Annotated in this window: 22 protein-coding genes; 11 read left to right on the forward strand and 11 right to left on the reverse strand. The window is 73.5% G+C overall.

Annotation, left to right across the window (positions count from 1 at the left end; translation table 11 throughout):
• Positions 1-4: 4 nt before the first annotated feature.
• A complete protein-coding gene (locus HA039_RS01400) occupies positions 5-856 on the reverse strand; it encodes an SDR family NAD(P)-dependent oxidoreductase (protein WP_167022538.1) in 852 nt (283 codons plus the stop codon).
• Between the two features lie 95 nt (positions 857-951).
• Entirely contained in the window at positions 952-1464 is a 513-nt protein-coding gene (locus HA039_RS01405; protein WP_167022541.1) for an Lrp/AsnC family transcriptional regulator, read from the reverse strand.
• A 71-nt stretch (positions 1465-1535) separates the two neighbouring features.
• Between HA039_RS01405 and HA039_RS01410 the strand changes: the two genes are divergently transcribed.
• Positions 1536-2039, forward strand: a complete 504-nt coding sequence (locus HA039_RS01410) for a DUF2000 domain-containing protein (RefSeq protein ID WP_243869008.1) — start codon at positions 1536-1538, stop codon at positions 2037-2039.
• Positions 2040-2170: 131 nt separating this feature from the next.
• Positions 2171-2440 carry a chaplin gene (locus HA039_RS01415; protein ID WP_167022544.1) on the forward strand — a complete coding sequence of 90 codons (270 nt, stop codon included), beginning with the start codon at positions 2171-2173 and terminating at the stop codon, positions 2438-2440.
• 142 nt (positions 2441-2582) lie between these two features.
• Here HA039_RS01415 and HA039_RS01420 read toward each other — a convergent pair whose 3' ends face one another.
• Positions 2583-3446, reverse strand: a complete 864-nt coding sequence (locus tag HA039_RS01420) for a tyrosinase family protein (RefSeq protein WP_167022547.1) — start codon at positions 3444-3446, stop codon at positions 2583-2585.
• 98 nt (positions 3447-3544) lie between these two features.
• Complete coding sequence (locus tag HA039_RS01425) at positions 3545-4075, reverse strand: tyrosinase family oxidase copper chaperone (protein WP_167022549.1); 531 nt, start codon at positions 4073-4075, stop codon at positions 3545-3547.
• 362 nt (positions 4076-4437) lie between these two features.
• On the opposite strand from HA039_RS01425, the gene HA039_RS01430 reads away from it, so the two are divergent.
• Positions 4438-5430, forward strand: coding sequence for a YihY/virulence factor BrkB family protein (locus HA039_RS01430; protein WP_243869011.1), 993 nt, complete (start codon positions 4438-4440; stop codon positions 5428-5430).
• Here the strand turns inward: HA039_RS01430 and HA039_RS01435 are convergent.
• A complete protein-coding gene (locus HA039_RS01435) occupies positions 5373-6227 on the reverse strand; it encodes a glycoside hydrolase family 19 protein (RefSeq protein ID WP_425086397.1) in 855 nt (284 codons plus the stop codon). The genes HA039_RS01430 and HA039_RS01435 overlap by 58 nt on opposite strands.
• A 418-nt stretch (positions 6228-6645) precedes the next feature.
• On the opposite strand from HA039_RS01435, the gene HA039_RS01440 reads away from it, so the two are divergent.
• Complete coding sequence (locus HA039_RS01440; RefSeq protein ID WP_167035947.1) at positions 6646-7392, forward strand: carbonic anhydrase; 747 nt, start codon at positions 6646-6648, stop codon at positions 7390-7392.
• Between the two features lie 95 nt (positions 7393-7487).
• Here HA039_RS01440 and HA039_RS01445 read toward each other — a convergent pair whose 3' ends face one another.
• Positions 7488-8282: an SDR family NAD(P)-dependent oxidoreductase gene (locus HA039_RS01445; protein WP_167022554.1), complete on the reverse strand. Its 795-nt coding sequence runs from the start codon at positions 8280-8282 to the stop codon at positions 7488-7490.
• A 209-nt stretch (positions 8283-8491) separates the two neighbouring features.
• Here HA039_RS01445 and HA039_RS01450 point away from each other — a divergent pair, with 209 nt between their 5' ends.
• Positions 8492-9469: a fibronectin type III domain-containing protein gene (locus HA039_RS01450; protein ID WP_167022557.1), complete on the forward strand. Its 978-nt coding sequence runs from the start codon at positions 8492-8494 to the stop codon at positions 9467-9469.
• A 7-nt stretch (positions 9470-9476) separates the two neighbouring features.
• Here HA039_RS01450 and HA039_RS01455 read toward each other — a convergent pair whose 3' ends face one another.
• Both HA039_RS01455 and HA039_RS01460 read right to left on the reverse strand, forming a co-directional pair.
• Complete coding sequence (locus tag HA039_RS01455; RefSeq protein WP_167022560.1) at positions 9477-10469, reverse strand: DUF6397 family protein; 993 nt, start codon at positions 10467-10469, stop codon at positions 9477-9479.
• A gap of 100 nt (positions 10470-10569) precedes the next feature.
• Complete coding sequence (locus HA039_RS01460; protein WP_167022562.1) at positions 10570-10983, reverse strand: roadblock/LC7 domain-containing protein; 414 nt, start codon at positions 10981-10983, stop codon at positions 10570-10572.
• A gap of 138 nt (positions 10984-11121) precedes the next feature.
• On the opposite strand from HA039_RS01460, the gene HA039_RS01465 reads away from it, so the two are divergent.
• The gene (locus tag HA039_RS01465) at positions 11122-11550 is read left to right on the forward strand and encodes a PPOX class F420-dependent oxidoreductase (RefSeq protein WP_167022565.1); all 429 of its coding nucleotides are present in this window, start codon (positions 11122-11124) and stop codon (positions 11548-11550) included.
• 39 nt (positions 11551-11589) lie between these two features.
• On the opposite strand, the gene HA039_RS01470 is transcribed toward HA039_RS01465, so the two are convergent.
• A complete protein-coding gene (locus HA039_RS01470; RefSeq protein WP_167022568.1) occupies positions 11590-12480 on the reverse strand; it encodes a 4'-phosphopantetheinyl transferase family protein in 891 nt (296 codons plus the stop codon).
• A 6-nt stretch (positions 12481-12486) separates the two neighbouring features.
• Here HA039_RS01470 and HA039_RS01475 point away from each other — a divergent pair, with 6 nt between their 5' ends.
• The 3 genes from HA039_RS01475 (at position 12487) to HA039_RS01485 (ending at position 14462) form a co-directional block, all read left to right on the forward strand.
• The gene (locus HA039_RS01475; protein ID WP_167022571.1) at positions 12487-13086 is read left to right on the forward strand and encodes a class I SAM-dependent methyltransferase; all 600 of its coding nucleotides are present in this window, start codon (positions 12487-12489) and stop codon (positions 13084-13086) included.
• A gap of 148 nt (positions 13087-13234) precedes the next feature.
• A complete protein-coding gene (locus HA039_RS01480; RefSeq protein ID WP_243869965.1) occupies positions 13235-13504 on the forward strand; it encodes a hypothetical protein in 270 nt (89 codons plus the stop codon).
• A 112-nt stretch (positions 13505-13616) separates the two neighbouring features.
• Positions 13617-14462 (forward strand): hypothetical protein, encoded by an 846-nt coding sequence (locus HA039_RS01485; protein WP_208298512.1) that lies wholly within the window; start codon positions 13617-13619, stop codon positions 14460-14462.
• Positions 14463-14535: 73 nt separating this feature from the next.
• On the opposite strand, the gene HA039_RS01490 is transcribed toward HA039_RS01485, so the two are convergent.
• Both HA039_RS01490 and HA039_RS01495 read right to left on the reverse strand, forming a co-directional pair.
• A complete protein-coding gene (locus HA039_RS01490; RefSeq protein ID WP_167022577.1) occupies positions 14536-14718 on the reverse strand; it encodes a hypothetical protein in 183 nt (60 codons plus the stop codon).
• A 70-nt stretch (positions 14719-14788) separates the two neighbouring features.
• Positions 14789-15874, reverse strand: a complete 1086-nt coding sequence (locus tag HA039_RS01495) for an acyl-CoA desaturase (RefSeq protein ID WP_167022580.1) — start codon at positions 15872-15874, stop codon at positions 14789-14791.
• Between the two features lie 272 nt (positions 15875-16146).
• Here HA039_RS01495 and HA039_RS01500 point away from each other — a divergent pair, with 272 nt between their 5' ends.
• Both HA039_RS01500 and HA039_RS01505 read left to right on the forward strand, forming a co-directional pair.
• A complete protein-coding gene (locus HA039_RS01500) occupies positions 16147-19071 on the forward strand; it encodes a DEAD/DEAH box helicase (protein ID WP_167022583.1) in 2925 nt (974 codons plus the stop codon).
• Positions 19068-20411 (forward strand): SWIM zinc finger family protein, encoded by a 1344-nt coding sequence (locus HA039_RS01505; RefSeq protein ID WP_167022586.1) that lies wholly within the window; start codon positions 19068-19070, stop codon positions 20409-20411. Before HA039_RS01500 ends, HA039_RS01505 begins: the two co-directional genes overlap by 4 nt.
• The last annotated feature ends 171 nt before the right edge of the window (positions 20412-20582 follow it).

The following is a 20582-nucleotide window of genomic DNA, read 5'->3' on the forward strand; positions in this document are numbered from 1 at the left end:
CCCGTCAGCCCGTCGCGCCGGCCGCGGCGGGGAACGCCGTCGACCTGCTGACCTCGGCCCATTCGCGGGTCTCGCGGATCCGGGCCGCGGTCGACCTCTCCACGGCGTCGACCGCGTCCGCCCCGAGCAGCAGCCGCAGCGGTGGTTCCGCCAGCCGTACCGCGTCCAGGATGACCCGGGCGCCGCGGGCCGGGTCGCCCTCCTGTACGCCGTCGGTGCCGTCGCGGTAGCGGTGGATCGCGCCCACGCTGGCCTCGTAGTCGGGGCCGACCTCGGCGCGCCGCATGGTCGTGCTCTGCCAGTCGGTGCGGAAGGCGCCGGGTTCGACGATGACGACCCGTACGCCGAACGGCCTGACCTCGTTGTTGAGCACCTCGGAGAAGCCTTCGACGCCGAACTTGGCGGTCTGGTACGGGGCCAGGCCCGGGGAACCGCCGACCCGTCCGCCGACGGAGGAGAACTGGACGAAGCGGCCGGACCGCTGCTCGCGCAGCACCGGCAGCGCCGCCTTCGTGACGTTGATGACGCCGAAGAGGTTCGTCTCGATCTGGGCGCGGAACTCGTCCTCGGAGGTGTCCTCGATGGGGGCGGAGTTGGCGTACCCGGCGTTGTTCACGACCACGTCGAGCCGGCCGAAGGCGTCGAGCGCGAGCTGTACGGCGGCGCGGGCGGCGGCCGGGTCGGTGACGTCGAGCGCGGTGGTCCGCACCCGGTCGCCGTACGCGCGCACCAGGTCGTCGAGCTGCGCGGGGCGGCGCGCCGTGGCAACGACGTGGTCGCCGGACTCCAGCGCCGCGAGGGCCAGCTCCCGGCCGAATCCGCGGGAGCTTCCGGTGATGAGCCAGGTCTGTGACATGTCGGCTCCTAGGGGGGCGAGGGACGCGGGTGACGGTGACAAGCAAGCGATAAGCGAGAGACCGCCTCTCACTTCACGCTAACACGGCGACCCGGTCAGCGCGGCGCCCTGCTCGATGAGGGGGGCGCGGACCGCGCCGGGGCCTCGCCCGGAGCCGGGTCGATGCGGCGTGGCCTGACGTGCTCGTACGCCAGCGTCGTCTGGACGTCGGCGACCTCGCGGCGCTCGGTGAGCCGGTCGATGACAAAGGCGTAGACACCGTTGACGTCCGGGACGGCGATGTGGAGCAGGAAGTCGTGGGCGCCGGAGGTCACGAACAGGCCGATCACCTCGGGCAGCCGCGCCGCCCACTCCCGGAACCCCTCGATGACCGGACGGGCCGGCGGGCGGATGCGGACCGAGATCAGCGCCTGGACCGGGCGGCCGATCGCGTCGAGGTCGACGGCCGCGTGGTAGCCGGTGACGACGCCGTGCTCGCGCAGGAGCCTCACCCGCTCCAGCGAGGTGGACGGGGAGACGCCGGTCTTGGCCGCGAGGTCGCGGTTGGTCTGCCGTGCGTCGTTCTGGAGTTCCCGCAGCAGGGCCAGGTCGACCGCATCAAGTTTCATGGAACACCTTTCACGCCGCACGACGTACGGAAGGCGGCGACAGAACCGGGACGTGTGCCTAGCGTATCGGGATGTCCGTACACGAACGAGTAGCGACCAGCAGGAGCACCATGTCCCTCCCCCGGCTGACCGGCGACGACCTGACCACCCACCGGCCCACGCGGCAGGCCCGGCTCAAGTGGGTGATCGTCGTCGATCAGAGCCTCCCGGCGGGCCGGGCGGCCAACGCCGCTGCCTGCATGGCCGCCGCCGTCGGCAAGGCCCTGCCCGATCTCCTCGGACCCGGAGGCGAGGACGCGTCGGGCGTCGCGCACGCGGGTCTGCCGTGGGCCGGGTGCAGTGTGCTGGCCGCGGACGGGGAGGCGCTGCGCGCGCTGCGGGCGAGGGCGGCCGCGAAGGAGGACATCCTGATCGTGGACATGCCCGAGGCGGCGCAGACCGCACGGGTGTACGACGAGTACCTCGGGGTGCTCGCCGCGACCGGGCAGGACACCCTCGGTTACTGCGCCGTCAGCCTGGTCGGACCGCGCAACCGGGTGGACAAACTGGTCGGCGGACTCGCTCTGCTGCGCTGACCGGGGGGTTGATCCGGTGGATTCCACATCCGTTGGGCCACTATCCGTTACCCAGCGTGAGTCGCGGCGTTGAACGTGCGTGAAGGCCGCACAACGTGCGGCTGTGCTCGAAACGTTCAAGGAGAAACTTGATGTCGCGTATCGCGAAGGCAGCTGCTGTTCTCGCCGGCACGGGCGCCGTGCTGGCCGGTGGCGCCGGAATGGCCGCTGCCGACGCCGGTGCCGAGGCCGCGGCCGTCGGCTCGCCCGGTGTCCTGTCCGGCAACCTGCTCCAGGTGCCCGTGCACGTCCCGGTCAACGTCTGCGGCAACACCGTCAACGTGATCGGCCTGCTCAACCCGGCGTTCGGCAACACGTGCGCCAACATCTCGGGCCACCACGGCGGCGGCTACGGCGGCTGAACACGGACTGACGTGCCTGGCCCCCGGGCCACGCGTTCCCGTTGAACGACGGTGACAGGACGGCCTCCCGCGCTTCGGCGCGGGAGGCCGTCGTCCGGTCGGGGCGCCCGGCGGACACCGTGCCGCCGGGACGCCCGCCGTGTCAGGTGGCGTACCGGTAGATCGTGCGGTGGTCGAGCAGCGTGGACGGCTTGACGTTCCACGGCGGCAGCGGTTCCTCCAGGCTGATCGCCCGGCCGCTCTGCGGATCCCCCGCGGGCAGCTTCTTCCGCGGCAGGTAGGTCGCCTTCGGGTGCTTCTGCTGCCAGCGGTCCCACAGCAGGTCGACGAAGGCGTGGTGCAGCCAGAAGGCCGGGTCGTTGGGCGAGGCCGCGCCGAGCATGGCGCCGCCGATCCAGCGGTGCACGCGGTTGTGGTTGCGCCAGCGTTCGCTCCCCCCGGACGTCCAGCCTTCGAGGCGGTTGCGGAATCCGGAGGTGGCGGTCGAGTCCCAGGGGGCCGCGTCGTAGACCTTCTCGTTCATCGCCGTGGCCAGTTCCGCCTTGCTCGGCAGGGCGATCGGCGAGGAGGGGCGGCCCAGGTCCCGGGTGAGGAAGCGGTCGTCGGTCACCCCGCCCTTGATCGTCCAGTTCCCGGCGCTGTAGGCGAAGGGGCCGGTCATCACCTGCTGGTCCCTCTCCCGTCCCGTACCGCCGAGGAAGTCGTCACGCCACAGGGCGGCGGCGGGGGTGTTGTCGGTCGTCCAGTCCCAGTACGGGATCGTCACGGTGGCGTCGATCTTGCGCAGTTCGCGTTCGAAGTCGAGCAGGTAGCGCCGGTGCCAGGGCAGGAACGAGGGAGCCATGTGCCCGGCGCGTACCCCGCCCTCCGCGTCGGAGACGTAGTACCGGCTGTGCAGGCGGACGAACTCCTCGTACGTGCCTCGGCGTTTGAGCTCCAGGACGGCGCCGACAAATCTCTTCTTCTCGGCGCCGGTGAGATTCCGCTGGTTCTTTCTGGTGTACACCGGTGAAGGCCCTCCCGTGGTCGCTGGTGATGGAGGCCGGCCATGGCACGGGCCGGCGGTGACGGCCGCCGGGGACGGGCGGCGGCCGGCGGCGGCCGTCAGACGTGGTGGACCGGCCCCGAGAGTGACAACTGGGCGCCGCGGAGGTCGTCGACGGCCGCGCGGGCGGCATCGAGCAGCGTCGGGAACGACTCGTAGTGGTTGACCGCGCTCAGGTAGCTGCCGTCGGCGCGCCGCATGACGTGCAGGGGGCGGCCGTCGATCCGGATGTCGAAGGCGGAAGCGCCGGACGCGGCCGCGGCGGTGACGGCGCCGGTCCCCGCCGGACCCGCGCCCAGCCGGCCCGGGCCTCTGCCGACCTCGATCCGCCGTCCCTGGTACAGCTCCTCGAAGGCCCGGCCCGCCGCGTCCTGGGCGGCGCGGGCCGCCTCGGCCCCGGGAGCCGCCGCGCCGGGCGCGGGGTTGCCGGCCCTGACGACAGGGGCCAGGACCGCGGCGGTGCCGCCGACCACGCCCAGCGTGAAGAGCGACCGCAGGAAGTCGCGGCGGGTACGGCCGCGGCGGGTGGCCCCGCCCTGCGGCGGCGCCTGCGGTAAGGGGCTGCGCCCGGCCTGGGTTCCACGTGGCATGAAGGACCTCCGCTCGTCGGTGAGGGCGCGGCAGAAGACGGGCCACGGCCCCGCCCGGACAACGAGACGGGGACCAAACGGTTATCCGGCGCCGCCCGCGCCGGATCAACGCCCTTGTCCCGCACGGGGGTTCACGCCGTGCCCGTACGGCCGTTCGGCCCCCTGGCGGTCACCCCGGCAGGGATCCCGTCAGCTGTCCCCGCCCGCCGGGCGCTGCCGGGCCGGGAACGGGGTACACGGGTGGCAGCGGGGTCCGGGTCCGGCGACGCACCGCCGGGACCGCCGGGGCCGGACCGGGTGACAGGGCAGGATGTGCCGGGACCGGCACACGACGGTCGTACCGTACGAAAGCAGGAGGCAGCGTGCCCGCCGAGGAACCCGCACCGACGGCAGGCCGGTTCTGCCGCGCCCTGCGGAGAACGCCGCTCGCGATGTGGCACGACGACGCCACCGACACGGCCGCCGCCCTGACGTACTACGCGGTGCTCGCCATCTTCCCGGCGCTCCTCGTGACGGTCTGTTCGATCGGCCTGGCCGGACCGGACGCGGGCGGCACGCTCACCGCCCAGGTGGCCTCGCTCGTACCGGCGCAGTCCCGGGTCCTGGTGGGCGACGCGCTGCGGGAGATGGCCGAGCAGCGCTCGGCGGCCTGGCTGCTCGCGTCCTTCGGGACCGTCGGCGCGCTGTGGTCGGCGTCCAGTTACCTGGGTGTGTTCCGGCGGGCCCTGCACGCGATGCACGGGGCGGTGGACCACCGGCCGCCGTGGCGGACCGCGCCCCGGATCGCCCTGACCGCCTGCGCCTTGCTGGCCTTGCTCGTGACCAGCGCCTTCACGCTGGTGCTGACCGGGGAGGCGGCGGCCGCGCTCGGCCGGATCCTGGGGATGCGGGGGGCGGTGGACGCGGTGTGGGGCGGGTTGAAGTGGCCGCTGCTGCTGGCGCTCGCCGCGGTCCTGGTGCTGCTGGTGTTCCGTACCGGCCCGCCCGGCACCCGCCGGCTGCGGCGCGCGCTGCCGGGCGGGATCCTGGCGGTGGTGCTCTGGCTGCTGACGTCGGCGGGGTTCGCGCTCTACACGGCCCACGCCGGGACGTACAACCGGCTCTACGGCTCGCTCGCCGGGGTCATCGTGTTCCTCGTCTGGCTGTGGGTCACGAATCTCTCGCTCCTGGCGGGCGCCCGGTTCAACGCGGAGCTGGCCGGGGCCGGGGCGGGGCCACGCGCGAAGGCCGGCCCGACGGATTCGTCGGACCGGCCCGGTTCACCGGATGCGGACACCCGGCACGCGCTGTCAGGGGTTCAGCAGCTGAGGTTGGATCCCGCCGTGGTGCCGAGGATGCCGACGAAGCGCTGGTAGAGGTTGATCCGGCTCTGCACCTGGGCGGGGTTGCCGCCGTTGCACTCGATGCTGCCGTTGATGCTGCGGATGGTCTCGCCGAAGCCGCGGCCGTTGACCATCGCGTTGTGGGGCGTCATGGTGCCGGGGCCGTTCTGGGTGTTCCAGTACCAGAGACCGGTCTTCCAGGCGACGGCCGCGTCGGTCTGCACCAGGTTGGGGTTGCGGAGCAGGTCGATGCCGAGGGCGTCACCCGCGGCCTTGTAGTTGAAGTTCCAGCTCAGCTGGATCGGGCCGCGGCCGTAGTACGAGGCCTGGCCGGCCGGGCAGCCGTAGGACTGGCTGGTGTCGCAGTAGTGCGGGTAGTTCGCCGTGTTCTGCTCCACGATGTAGACCAGGCCACCGGTCTCGTGGCTGACGTTGGCGAGGAAGGCGGCGGCCTCCTGGCGCTTGACCGTGTCGGAACCGGTCTTCGCGAAGCCCGGGTAGGCGCTCAGCGCGGCGGTCAGGCCGCTGTAGGTGTAGAAGGAGTTCCGGCTCGGGAACATCTGGTTGAACTGGGCCTCGCTGACCACGAATCCCGACGGGTTGGTCGGCGGCGGGGTCGTGGTGCCACCACAGGTGCCCTGGTCGGCCCAGACATCGGTGGTGCCGGGGATCTCGCCCTGTGTCCACCACTTCGCCGACCAGTTGTGGCCGTTGTACGAGGCGCCGGTGCCACCGACGTAGACCTGGGAGGCGCTCCAGCCGGCGGCGCAGGCCGCGGCGGACGCGGAGGTGGCGGGGAGGAAGACCGCGAGGGCGAGGGCCGAGACCATCGCCGTGAGCAGTGCCAAGACGCGTTGCTTCAAGGGACTCACTCCTATCCACGGCGGGGCGGCGGAAGCCGTCCGGCCGTCATGGGGGGTGAGGGAACCAAAGCGGAAGGGCGTGCACCCTGTCAAGGTCTAGACCAAGGTGGACAGTTGGCCGGGCGACCGGCCCGAGGGAAGCGCGCAGGTCAGGCGGGGTGGGCCGACGCCCCACGGATCCGCCCCCGGCGACGGAGGCGTCCTTTGCCGGTCGAGCACGGCCAACGGGCCCCGGCGCTGGGGGTGTTCGCGAATCCCGCCGCTCGCGGCCGACGGCTCACGGGTTGGCCGATTAAAGAGCTGGCATGGCTGGTTTAAAGAGCAGGTCAACAAAGCCCCAATGTCAACCAATGGCCAACGATGTCACGGATAGTCTCCGGCCGTGATGTTCACCAGACATACGAAATCAGCCCCCGCCCCCCAGAACGCCACGCGCCGCAGCGTCCTGCGCGCGGCCGTCGCGGGCACCGCGGCCACCGGCGCCGCGGCTCTGGCCGCGCCCGCGGCTCTGGCCGCGCCCGTCGCGCGCCCCCGTCCCGAAGAGCCCCGCCCCACCACCCCCGCCGAAGCCCTCCGGGAGCTCAACGCGGGCAACCACCGCTGGCGCACCTTCCGGGAGCAGCACCCGCACGAGACCGAGGTCGTCCGCCGGACGCTCGTCACGGGCCAGCACCCGTTCGCCATCGTGCTCGGGTGCATCGACTCGCGGGTCGCGCCCGAACTCGTCTTCGACCAGGGCCTCGGCGACCTGATGACCGTACGGACCGCCGGCGAGGTCCTGGACGAGGCCGTCCGCGGCAGCATCGCGTACGGCGTCCTGGAGCTGGGCATCCCGCTCGTTGTCGTGCTCGGCCACCAGTCCTGCGGCGCCGTTTCAGCGGCGGTCGACGCGGACGCGTCCGGCTCGCTGCTCCCCGCCCACATCCAGTACCTGGCGGACGAGATCAAGCCCGCGATCGACCGCACCAAGACGGGCGACGCGCGCAAGGACGCCACGATCAACGCGAACGTCTCGCTGATCCGCGGCCGCCTCGCCGCCGATCCCGACCTCGCGGCGAAGATAGCCGACGGTTCCCTGGCCATCGTCGGTGCCCGGTACGAGCTGAACACCCAGCTGGTCCACCAGATCTGACCGTGTCCGCACCGGCCACGGCGTCCCCGCCGTGGCCGGGCGGCGGCCCGTGCGGTCAGGCCACCCCACCCGACGCCGCGTCAGGTCAGGTCAGGTCAGGGGACAATCGAGTCGATGTACCCGCCGTCGACCCGGACCGCCGCGCCGGTGGTCGCCGACGCGAGCGGCGAGCTGAGGTAGACGACCATGTGCGCGATCTCCTCGGGTTCGATCAACCGCTGGAGCAGCGACTGCGGCCGGTGCTCCCGCATGAAGACCCGCTGGGCCTCGTCCCAGGGCAGCGAGCGATCCACCAGCTCGTAGACGAAGTCCTCGACGCCGCCCGTGTGGGTCGGCCCCGCCAGGACGGAGTTGACGGTCACGCCGCTGCCGGCCGCCGCCTTGGCGAAGCCGCGGGAGACCGCGAGCAGCGAGGTCTTCGAGACCCCGTAGTGGATCATCTCGGCGGGGACAACAACCGCGGAGTCGCTGCCGATGTACTGGATCCGCCCCCACGAGCGCTCCATCATGCCGCCCAGGTAGGCACGGGTCAGCCGGATCGCGGCCAGGACGTTGACCTCGAAGTACCTCCGCCATTCGTCGTCGCCGATCTCCAGCGCGGGCCGGGACTCGTAGACGCCGAGGTTGTTGACGAGGATGTCCACCGACGGCAGGACACCGAGCACCCGCTCCGCGCCCTCCTCGGTCGCCAGGTCACCGGGCGCGGCCACGAACTCGGCGCCCGGCACCCGCGCGCGCATCCCTTCCAGCGCCTTGTCCACGGACTCCGCGCTCCGCCCGTTGACCGCGACCCGGGCCCCGGAGCCGGCGAGTCCGGCCGCAATGGCCGCGCCGATCCCCTGGGTGGACCCCGTCACGAGAGCCGTCCTGCCGGTCAGGTCGATCCGCACACTCCACATCCTTCCTCGCGCCCACGGTGAGCACGTCATTGTGCGTCAGGCCCCTACCCCCGCCCGGCGAGAGGATTCCGGCGGTGTGTCGCGACGGAGCCAGGGGGAGGAACCGGGCAGCCGACCGGCTTTGTGCGCCTGCCTCTTGATGTGGACCCGACACCTGTGTCATATATGTCTAGACCATTCCCCACGGATGGAGGACAGGCATGCAGGACAGGGCCCTGAGCAGAATCTTCCGCGTCGCCGCGCTCTCGTCCGTGGCCGCTCTCGGCCTCACCGCGTGCGGCTCCGACGACGCCCCGCCCGCCGCCCCGTCCGGGGTGACCGCCCAGGCCGGTACCGCCACCTCCGTCCACGTCATGTGGCGCCAGGCTCCGGAGAGTTCCGGCATCACCGCCTACGAGGTCTACCGGGGCAAGACCAAGGTCAAGGACGTCCCGGCGGACCAGAGCATGGTCGACATCACCGGCCTCGACCCGTCGACCCCGTACACCTTCACGGTCCGGGCCAAGGACGGTGACGGTACCTACTCCCCGCACAGCGCCGCCCGGTCCGCGACCACCCCCGCCGCCGTCCCCGAGGACAAGAAGGCACCCTCCCGCCCGGCGGGGCTGACCGCCAAGAGCGACGGCCCGCGCGGCGCCCTGCTGACCTGGACCGGGCTCCCCGGGGACGAGGGCGTCACGTCCTACGACATCTACCAGGGCGGCTCGAAGATCCACAGTGTGGCCGGGGGCGCGACCTCCGCGCGGATCACCTGGCTGCGGCCGGGAACCCACTACTCCTTCACCCTCGCCGCCCGCGACGCGGCCGACAACACCTCGCCCGTCAGCCGCTCCGTCGAGGTCACCACCCCGAAGGGCCCGGGCGACGACCCCGACACCGCTCCGACGGCGTTCCGCGCCGAGACCCACGCCGCCGGCGGCGCCTACTACGTCGACCTGTCGTGGGTGGCCCCCGAGACGGGCGCCGAGGTGACCACGTACGAGATCTATCTCGACGGTACGTTCGCCACCACCCTCATCTGGGGCGGCGAACCCCCGAAGGGCCGCGCCACGTACAGCGTGTTCGTGGGCAAGAAGGCGGGCGACGCGTATCGGGTGAAGCTCCGCGCCAAGCTGCCCGACGGCAAGTGGGGCCGGTTCTCCGAGGAGCGCTCCGTCGTCACCGGCAAGGCCTCCTGAGCCCCGGTCAGGAGGCCGGGGCGGGAACGTGCGTGTCCTCCCGCCCCCTCTCCTTCCTGAGGCGCAGCCGGGTGAGCAGCCCCTTCCCGGAGCCCCGCCGCAGCGGCTCGCCCGGGTCCGGGCGCGGCGCCGGACGCGCACGTCTTGCCTCGTCGAGCAGCGCGGCGAGACTGGCGCGGTGCCAGCGGATCTCGTCGGGGTGGTCGGCCAGCAGCAGCGGGCGCATCGCCGCCCGCGCGGCGTCCGAATCGGAGCGGCCGTGGGCGAGGGCGGGCTCCAGTCTGCCCAGGTAGGCCCGCTCGTAGGGATCGGGCACCAACTCGGCACGCTGCACCGGGTCCAGCACCGACCCGGTGATCGCCGCCCGCTCCCAGGGGTCCTCGCTCAGGTGCAGGAGGTGGCCGATGCGCCGCCCGCGCCAGTTCCGCGGCCGTACGTCCTCGTCCGGGTCGCGGCCGGCCGTGAGCGTCCTCGGGAACCGGCCCGCGAGGAGGGCCGCCTCCTCGGCGGCGAACGTCCGCAGCTCGTCGGCCAGATAGAGCCACACCACCGCCCGGTAGCGGTTCAAATAGAACTTGACCGGGGTCAGATACCCGGCCTTCGCGAGCCGGGTGAAGCGGCCGGGGCTGATGGCCAGGAGATCCGCCCCCTCGGCCGTGCCCACCGTCCGCACCCGCTCCCGCAACACGTCCGGGAACCCGTCGGCGGATCGCAGCCGCTCGATCTCCCGCCACTCGACCTCGCGCCGGGCTGCCACGCGCCGCCCCCCGCTCGCCGCCACCGTCGTGCGGATGTGTCCCAGCTGGGCCGCCAGCTCGAACTCGCCCCGCCTCAGCGCCAACTCCCGCGCGGCCCGCCCGAGGGCCACGGTCTCCGGCGGCCGCTCCGGCACGCTCCCCGGCGCCACGTCCGGCGCACTCCCCCGCGCCCTCTCCCCTGCCACCGCGGCCACGGCCGTCTCCGCCGACGCCCCGTGCCCGGTGAACCCAACGATGTCCATGACGGTCCTCCCCCGTGAGTCATCATTACTCTCGGTGACGACCGTAGCGCGACCCGGGCCCCTCCCGCTCAGCCTGTGGAAAACTCTCTTACGTACCAGGTCAGAGGCCACTCAGCGGAACAGGGCCCGGCTGCCTGGCGGCCACCCCGAGGCGTGCCCCGACCCGGTTGACGAGCAGTGTCATCTCGTACGCGACCTGCCCGACGTCGGCCTCGGCCGAGGCCAGGACGCACAGACAGCTGCCCTCACCGGCCGCCGTGACCACCATCAGCGCCTCGTCGAACTCCACCATCGTCTGCCGGGCGCCGCCCGCGCCGAAATGACGCCCCGATCCCCTCGCCAGGCTCTGCAACCCCGAGGAGACCGCCGCCAGATGCTCCGCGTCCTCCCGCGCCAGACCCGAACTGGCGCCCGTCACCAGACCGTCGTCGGACAGCACCAGCGCGTGCCGTACGTGGTCCACCCGCTCGGTCAGCTCGCTCAGCAGTCCGTCGAGTTCCTCGTCCAGCGGCATTGCCGGTCCTCCGCGCTCCTGTGATCCCATCCCGTGCTACGCCCGTAGCCTTCCTCACCCACCGCGCCCGGGCAAGCGATCGGCACACCTCCGGGGCGTCGCCGCGCCCCGGGCGCCCCGACGGCCGAAACTGACCTCATGGCATCTCACATGAGCAAGGACCAATGGCACGCGTTCGTCGGCGAGGGCACCCGGACGGCCAAGCTGTCCACCGTGCGGGCCGACGGCAGTCCGCACATCGCGCCCGTCTGGTTCCTCCTGGACGGCGACGACCTGATCTTCAACACCGGCAAGGAGTCGGTGAAGGGCCGTAACCTGCGGCGCGACAACCGCGTCGCGCTGTGCGTGGACGACGAGCGGCCCCCGTTCTCCTTCGTCGTGATCGAGGGCCGGGCCGAACTGAGCGAGGACCCGGAGCAGCTCCTGGCGTGGGCGGTCCGGCTCGGCGGGCGGTACATGGGCGAGGACCTCGCCCAGCAGGTCGGCGAGCGCAATGCCGGGCCCGGGGAGCTGCTCGTGCGCGTGCGGGTCGACAAGGTCGTGAGCCTGGCGGAGATCGCGGGCTGACCTGGGGGCTTTCGTCGGACCGCCGGCGCCACCGGCACCTCACACCGCGGGACCGGCCGTGTCCTCGCCACGTCCCCGACCGGGCGAGGACACACGGCCGGCCGCCTGGAGCTCCGCCGGCGGCTGCCGCATCCGCACCGTGAACGGCGGGCCCTGTACGGCGCAGGCCGCCGCGTGGCCCGGGATCGTGGGCACGTCGACGACGGTCCAGCCTGCGGGCAGCGCCGCCCGCCCCGTCGTCCCGAGGTAGTCGGCGGCCAGGTCGCGCCCCAGACCCGTACCGATGCCCTTGAGGTAGGCCTCCTTGCGGGTCCACACGCGGGTGAATCCGGCCGGCCGGCCGTCGGCGGGAAGCTCCGCCAACTCGGCCTGCTCGGCGGGGTGCAGGACGGCGGCGAGATCGCCGACCGCGCGCCGCAGGGCGACGGGCTCGACGTCGACGCCGATGGCCTCGGACGCGACACCGATCATGACCAGATCACCGCCGTGGGACAGCGAGAAGTGCACCGGGAAGGGCGGATCGGCCAGCACGGGCCTGCCGTGCGGGCCCCCGCAGCAGGGGCAGGTGTCCCTGCCCAGCTCGATCGCCTCCGGCGCGCGCCCCACGCACGCCCCGAGCACACGGCGCAACGCGGTGTGCGCGACGGCGTACCGGATCCGGTCGCGGCCGTGCACGAAGGCGGCCACCCGCCGGCGCTCCTCCGCGTCCAGTACCGACAGGTCGAGGGTCTCCTCCGTCTGCCGCGAGACGTCCAGCAGCCAGAGGTCCACCACTCCCGGGCGCGGCGCGCCGGGCCGCCCGGCGGGTGGTGCGTCGCGGCGCTGGATCTCGGACAGGACGGTCTCCCGGGACGTGCGGGTCGGTGGAACGCCCAGCGTAACCGCATCGGCCGCGCGACCGGCGCCCCGCGGCGCGGCCTGGGGGATCATGGGGCCATGGCCCATGACCACACGCATGTACAGCAGTTCTTCGGCGCGAGGGCGGCGGACTGGGACAGCCGCTTCCCCGACGACGGCCCCGCCTACGCGGCGGCCGTCGCGGACCTCGGCCTCCGGGCCGGCGACGCGGTGCTGGACGCCGGATGCGGGACCGGCCGCGCCCTGCCGGCCCTGCGGGAGGCGGTGGGTCCGGCGGGTGCGGTGCTGGGCGTCGACCTGACGGCCGCGATGCTCGACGCGGCCGTACGGGCGGGCCGCGACCGCAGCGGCCGGCTGGTGCGCGCCGACGTGGCCGTACTCCCGGTCAAGGACGGGGCGCTGGACGCGGTGTTCGCCGCCGGGCTGATCGCGCACCTGCCGCAACCGGCGCGGGGGCTGGCGGAGTTGGCCCGGGTCGTGCGGCCCGGCGGGCAGTTGGCGCTGTTCCATCCCATCGGCCGCGCCGCGCTCGCCACCCGGCAGAACCGGGTGATCACGGAGGACGACCTGCGCGCCGAGCCCAACCTCCGGCCACTGCTGGCCGGTTCGGGATGGCGGCTGGAGTCGTACGTGGACGAGGAGGCCCGCTTCCTCGCGCTGGCGGTCCGTCAGGACTGATTCCCCCACGGGACGCGGGCGGGCGGGGACGGCCTCTTCTGCCCGGGGCCCGGGGACCTTAGGTTGGAACGCCAGGCAGCGCCCGTCAGCAGGGAAGGTGGACCCGGTGTTCGACCGACTGCGCAGGATCTTCGCCTCGGACCACGCCATCGCACCGTCCGGATCGCGGCCCCCGGGAGGGCGGGGGGATACCCGGGGACGACAGCACAACCTCTTCGAGGCGGCGGCCACGTACGTGGCGGCGTGCGCGGAGGACGACCAGGGGCGGATCGACGAGGCCGCCGGGTGGGTCTCCCCGGAGGCGCTCTCGTTCGGTGTCAGCGAGCTGGCGTGCCGCGCCGTGATCGCCCTGGCCCGGGAGCGGGACGAGTCGCCGCAGACCGTGGCCCGCAGCCTCATGGGGCTGCCCGCGGCGTAAGGACGGCGGGTCCCCGCAGCGACCGCGGGGATATCGGGTCGTAGCGGACTCTCGACGTCCGGGTGGTCGACTGGCTAGGGTGCGCCGACAACCGGTCGAATCGGGAGGTGTCGTGACCGTGGCGGACGATTCCATCGATGAGGACACCATCGACGATGACACCCTGTATGTGCTCACTGCCGCTCTGTTGACCCCGGCGCGCTTCCCGGGCGTCCTCGGCGACGACTACCCGGAGGCATGTGCGGCGCTCGGGCTGGATCCCTGGGCGCGGGGCTACGGGCTGGTCCTGGGCCAGGACGGCGAGGGGGCGCGCTGGACGGTGGCGGTGGACGACGTGTCGCTCGTGGCCGTCGCGATCTCGTCGTGGGACTGCGGCATGGCGTACGACCTCTCGCCGGAGGAGCGGAGCGTGGTCTGCGCGCTGCCCGGCTGGCCGCTGGACGTGGCCGTGGCGGCGCCCGGCGTGCCCGCCCCTCACGACCCGGAGCCGGATCCGGACCTGGAGGTGGGTGCGGCGGCACGCGGCCCGGACGGTCGGAGCGACACCTGGACGCCGCTCACGCCGCCCGACACGACGGTCTGGGGCCCGGCACAGCGCCGGCTGGGCGCGGACGAGGTCGCGGCCGACTGGGCGGGCTGGCGGGAGCGCTACGACGCCGCCACGGCGGACGGACCGGAGGCGGGGGAGCCGCTGCCCGAGGTGCGGCGGGTGATCACGGAGCTGCGCGGTTACGTGGAGAGGACGCCGCCCCTGGGCCGGGTACGTTCCGGCTTCGCGCCCGGCGGCGCCCGGACGCTGCGCGCGGACGGCCCCGGCTGGTCCTTCGTCGCCAGGACCGACGACATGGCCTTCGTCCTGCTGGACGAGGAGCCCAACGAAGTGCTTCCGCTCGCCCGCGGCCCCGAGCTCCCGGCGCTGCTCGCGGCCCTCGACGCCATGGCCGTACGTCCCGCGTGAACCGTGGCGCCGCGGACACGGCAGAGCTGACCGGGGGGACCCGGTGGTCCCTCCGGTCAGCTGTCCGGCCCGGTCAGCGGCCGATCTGCTTGCGGTTGATCCGGCGCAGCCTGCGGCGCTGCGACGGGTCGAGCATCAGGTAGGTGGCTGCCGGCACACCCACCACGATCAACAGGGCCACCCAGAACGGTACGAACGCCCAGAGGATGAGGCCGACGGCCACTCCCCCGACGGCGATCTTTGCTTGTGTCGACATCCCGACGCCTCCTTCGCGGCCACGGGCCGCTCACTGCTCGGTGAACGCGTAGGAGCGTCCGCCAGTTCCACTATGCGCCTGTACGGAGCGGTTCGCCGACGTCGTGGAGGTGACCGAGGGCCTGGCGGTACGAGTCGATCAGTCCGGTCTCGGCGTAGGAGACGCCCAGCGCCTGGCAGTGCGCGCGCACCAGCGGCTGGGCGAGCCGCAGGTGGGGGCGGGGCATGCTGGGGAAGAGGTGGTGCTCGATCTGGTAGTTCAGCCCGCCGAGGAACCAGTCGGTGAACACACCGCCGCGGATGTTGCGCGACGTCAGGACCTGGCGGCGCAGGTGGCCCCAGTCGGCGCCGTTCTCGGCGTCGGGCATCTCCATGCCCTTGTGGTTCGGCGCGAAGGCCATGCCCAGGTGCAGGCCCAGGAGCATCTGGTGGATGAGCGCGAAGACGACGGCCTGGCCGACGGTCAGTGTGGTGAGCAGCAGGGTGACGTACGCGGCGACGTGGGCGGCCAGGAGCAGGCCCTCGACCACGCGGCGGCGGCCGGGCATGCGGGTGTCGTTCCGGCGCGAGAAGACGGCCTGGAAGCCGTACACCTTGAGGGCGATGCCCTCCAGGGTCGTCAGCGGGAAGAACATCCAGGCCTGGTGGCGGGTGAGCCAGCCCTTGAATCCCGTACGGCCGGCCGTCTGTCCCTGGGTGAAGACGAAGATGTCGGCGGCGACGTCCGGGTCCTTGTCGACGTGGTTGGGGTTGGCGTGGTGCCGGTTGTGCTTGTCGTTCCACCACTCCTGGCTCATCCCGAGCAGCAGGTTGGCGTGGACGAGCTGGATGACGCGGCCCTTGGCGCGGTCACCGGTGATCTGGGAGTGCCCCGCGTCGTGGCCGACGAACGCGATGCGGGCCGAGAGGAGCGCCAGCGGGGGCGCGAGGAGCATCGTCCACCAGGTGGGGCCGAGGAGTGCCATGGCGGTGACCACGGCGGCGACGAGAACCAGGTTGACCGTGATGCCCCGGGCGTACCAGGCGACCCGGCGCTCGAGGAGCCCCTGTTCCTTGACCGTCCGCAGCAATGGCGCGAAGTCGCTGCCCGCGCCGCGGCCGGTGGCCGGTTCGGATATGGGCTCCACGGCGGGGGGTGCGGTGGTGGCCTGGGGCATGTCGGTCTCCGGTCTGTCGGCCGATGTGCGGAAGAAGGGTCGCGCCGTCTGCGCTGACCTGGGGAAAAACGTACGGGCCCGGCGAAGGTGGCGACCATGGCGCCACCCCCCGGAAACGGGGGAGGCTTCCCGGGGGTCGGCAGTGGTGCTGGCTACACCCCGCCGCTTCGGTGTGAGCCGCGTCATGGAAACTCCGGGACCGCGTGGCTTCGCGGTCGGGTACCATCGGCGGCTCACCCGCAGTAGTCAAAGTTGAGGAATGCGTCTTCGCTGTGCACACGCTCCCCGCGGCAACGCTCTCCCGGGTCTCCGAACTCGCCCGCTGTTCCACGGTCTTTCTCCCGGGGGACCCGGCTCGCACCGGCCGGATCGCCTACTGGCATCCCGACGGCGCGGAACCGCCGTCCGCGCCGGGCTCCGTGGAGGAGCTGGCCGTCGTCGACACCGAGGCCCACCCTCTCATGGTCAGGGCGCTGCTGGTGCCCCTACGGGACGCTCTTCCGTGGCTGACCAGGGCCCGTGTGGCGGAGAATGTGTCCCCGTCCGCCGCCTTCTGGGGCGCGGCGACGCTGCTCGCCCTGCAACTGGCCTCCCGTGGACGGATGTTGCCCGGTCTCACCGGGACCGGGCACGACGCGTGGCGGGCGGGGCCGCTGACGGCCGAGGACCTGGAGGAGGTACGTACGCTCGCCGCCTCCATGCCGCCCTGCGCCCATGCCGTTCCGCTCGCCGGGACCACGCTTCTGCCCGAGCAGGAAGGGTTGTTGCGCGACTTCCTCGACGCGGTGGCCGACACGCTGCCGCGTACCCCGGCCGCGCCGCTCGCCGCCGGTGGTCCCGCCTTCGCCGCCGTGCCCGCCCGGCGTTTCCCCGAACTCCGGTCCTGGGCGGGCGATGTGGCCGCGGGTCATGACGCGGGGGTACGGCTCTCCCTGCGCGTCGAGGTGACGGGGCTGCCCGACGCGGACGACCCGGTCCTGGACGAGGAGGCACCCGGTCCCGTCTTCCGGGCCGTGGTGCAGATGCACAGTGTCAGCGACCCGGCCGTGGTGGCCGACGCGGCGGAGTTCTGGGCGGCTCCCGCGGACCGGGGCTCCCCGGGAGGAGCCGGGGCGGCCTTCGGGCCGCGCGCGCGGATGGACGCCCTGCTGGCGCTGCGCAGGGCGGCGCGCGCCTGGCCCCCGCTGGCGCCGCTGCTCGACGCGGCCGTGCCGGACGCCGTGGAGCTGGCCGACGACGAGATCGCCGAGCTGCTCGGCGAGGCCTCCGGGGCGCTCGCCGCGACCGGTGTCCAGGTGCACTGGCCCCGGGAGTTGGCGCGGACGCTCACGGCCCGCGCCGTGATCGGCCCGCGGCCGGCCGGGGACGGCGGAGAGGACGGCGGGGACGGTGCCGGCGGGACCGGCCGCGGGCGGAGCGGGAGCGACCTGCCCTCCTTCCTCTCGGCGGACGCGCTCCTCGCGTTCAACTGGCGCTTCGCGCTGGGCGATCAGCAGCTCACCCGCGCCGAACTGGACCAACTCGCCGAGGCGGGGCGCCCGGTGGTCCGGCTGCGGGACCGGTGGGTGCTCATCGACCCCGCCGAGGCGCGGCGCGCGCTGGAGAGCCGGGACCGCGAGGTCACCCCGCTGGACGCGCTCGGCGCCGTACTGACCGGCTCCACCGAGGTCGACGGACGCCGGTTCGACGTCGTCGCGTCGGGGTGGCTCGCCGCGCTGCGCGACCGGCTGGCCGATCCCGAGTCCGCCGGGGCCGACCAGGTGGTCCCCCAGCCCGCCGGACTCGACGCGACGCTCAGGGACTACCAGCTGCGCGGCTTCAACTGGCTGCACCGCATGACCTCGCTCGGCCTCGGCGCCTGTCTCGCCGACGACATGGGGCTCGGCAAGACCATCACGCTCATCGCCCTCCACGTGCACCGGCAGACCGACCCGTCCGCCGCGGGCCCCACCCTGGTGGTCTGCCCCGCCTCGCTGATGGGCAACTGGCAGCGCGAGGTGGAGCGGTTCGCGCCCGGCACACCCGTACGCCGCTTCCACGGCGCGTCCCGCGGCCTGGAGGACCTGCGGGACGGCGAGTTCGTCCTCACCACCTACGGCACGATGCGGCTGGACGCGGCACGCCTCGCCGACGCCGGCTGGGGCCTCGTGGTCGCGGACGAGGCCCAGCACGTCAAGAATCCCTACTCGGCGACGGCCAAGCAGCTGCGGACGATCGGGGCCAAGGCGCGGGTGGCCCTCTCGGGGACGCCGGTGGAGAACAACCTCTCGGAGCTCTGGGCGATCCTGGACTGGACCACCCCGGGGCTGCTCGGGCGCCTCGGGACGTTCCGTACCCGCTACGCGCAGGCGATCGAGAGCGGCGGTGACCCGGCGGCCGCCGAACGGCTCGCCGCGCTGGTCCGCCCGTTCCTGCTGCGCCGCCGCAAGTCCGATCCCGGCATCGCGCCGGAGCTGCCGCCGAAGACCGAGACCGACCGGGCCGTCTCCCTCACCCCGGAGCAGGCGGGCCTGTACGAAGCGGTGGTACGGGAGACGCTCGCGGCGATCGCCGGGGCCGACGGCATGGAACGGCGGGGCCTGGTCGTGAAGTTGCTGACCGGGCTCAAGCAGATCTGCAACCACCCGGCGCAGTTCCTCAAGGAGACCGCACCCCGCCTCGCGGACCGCTCGGGAAAGCTGGAGCTGCTCGACGAACTGCTCGACACCATCCTCGCGGAGGGCGCGAGCGTGCTGGTCTTCACCCAGTACGTGCAGATGGCGCGGTTGCTGGAGGCGCATCTCGCGGCGCGCGGGACCCCGACCCAGTTCCTGCACGGCGGCACACCGATCCCCGAGCGCGAGGTAATGGTCGACCGCTTCCAGAACGGTGAAGTGCCGGTCTTCCTGCTGTCGTTGAAGGCGGCGGGCACCGGGCTCAACCTCACCAGGGCGGAACACGTCGTGCACTACGACCGCTGGTGGAACCCCGCCGTCGAGGCGCAGGCCACGGACCGCGCGTACCGCATCGGGCAGAACCGTCCCGTCCAGGTGCACCGGATGATCACCGAGGGCACGATCGAGGACCGCATCGCGGGAATGCTGGCGCGCAAGCAGAAGCTGGCGGACTCGGTGCTCGCCGCGGGCGAGTCCGCGCTGACCGAACTGACCGACGCCGAACTGGCGGATCTGGTGGAGCTGCGAGGGAGTGCCCGATGAGCGGGAACACGTACGACGACGACCTCGACGCCAAGGGCACGGACGGCGACGGCGACACCGGCACCGATCGTGAGGAGCGGGTCTTCGCGGCGCTCCCGCCCGCCCAGGGCCGGGGCTTCGCCCGGTCGTGGTGGGGCCTGGCCTGGCTGAAGGCGCTGGAGGACACGGTCCTGGAGGGCGATCAGCTGCGGAAGGGACGCGTGCACGCCCGCCAGGGGGCCGTCGGGGCGGTGTCCGTCCAGCCGGGCCGGATCACGGCGGTCGTACGGGGGAAGGACGGGACGGCGCAGCGCAGCGACGTGCTGTGGCAGGCGCTGAGCGACGAGGAGTGGGACCGCTTCCTCGACATGGCGGTCGAGCGGGCGGGGCACATCGCCGCGCTGCTGGACCGGGAGATGCCGCCGCACCTGGTGGAGGACGCGGCGGGCGCGGGGGTCGAACTGCTCCCGGGCATCGGTGACCTGGAGCCGCGCTGCGGCTGCGAGGCCTGGGACCACTGTCCGCACACGGCGGCGCTCTGCTACCAGATGGCGCGGCTGCTGGACCAGGATCCGTTCGTGCTGCTGCTGATGCGGGGGCGGGGCGAGCGGCGGCTGCTGGACGAGTTGCAGCGGCGGAGCGCGGCGCGAGCGGCCGCCGGGGACGAGCCGGGCGGGGAGGCCGGGGACGGTGCCCCGGGGCGGCCGGGGGTGCCAGCCGGCGAGGCCTTCGCCGCGCGGGACATCCTGCCGCCGCTGCCCTCTCCCCCACCGCCGCCGCCCGCGCCGGGCCGGCCGCCGGCGCTCGACACCGACACACCGCCGCCCCCGGGCGTCGACGCCCGCGCGGTGGAGTTCCTGGCCGCCGACGCGGCGGCGCGGGCGTTGCGGATACTGTCGGACGCGCTGGCGCCGGGGCATGGACAGCAGCCTCCGGAGGCAGAGTTGACGTCACGTCAGGACGCTGTGCGGCTGGCGGTGTCCGCCGACGACGAGCGGCTCTCGGCACGGCTCGCGCAGGGCTCCGGCCGGCCGCGCGCCGAGCTGGACCTCGCCGTGCGGGCGTGGCGGTACGGGGGCGCGCCCGCGCTCGCCGCGCTGGAGGAGGAGTGGACCCCGGAGCCGGGGACGCTGGCCCGCGCCAGGGCCGCGCTGGACGGGGCGTGGGAGGACGGCGAGCGGCCCCGGCTGCGGTCCGGCGGATCCGCGCGCTGGACGGTGGAGGGCGCGGCGGCGCAGCTGCGCCTGGGGGCCGACGGGCGGTGGTGGCCCTTCCGCAAGGAGCGCGGCCGGTGGGCGCCGGCGGGGCCCGGGGACCCGGACCCGGCGGCGGCCCTGGCCGGCGCGCTCGGCGACGGGTGAGCCGGGCGGGCCCCCGGCCCGGCGAACCCGGACGTGTCCCGCGGCCCGGCGACGGGTGACCCGGACGAGTCTTCCGCCCGGCGGTGGGCGCGCCGTACGGTGATCGCCGGTGCGGATGCCGCGGCCCGGCCGGGGCGGGGGCACGTACACCCGTACCTCCGCATGTCCGAT

It is taken from the genome of Streptomyces liangshanensis, assembly GCF_011694815.1.
Taxonomy (GTDB): Bacteria; Actinomycetota; Actinomycetes; order Streptomycetales; family Streptomycetaceae; genus Streptomyces; species Streptomyces liangshanensis.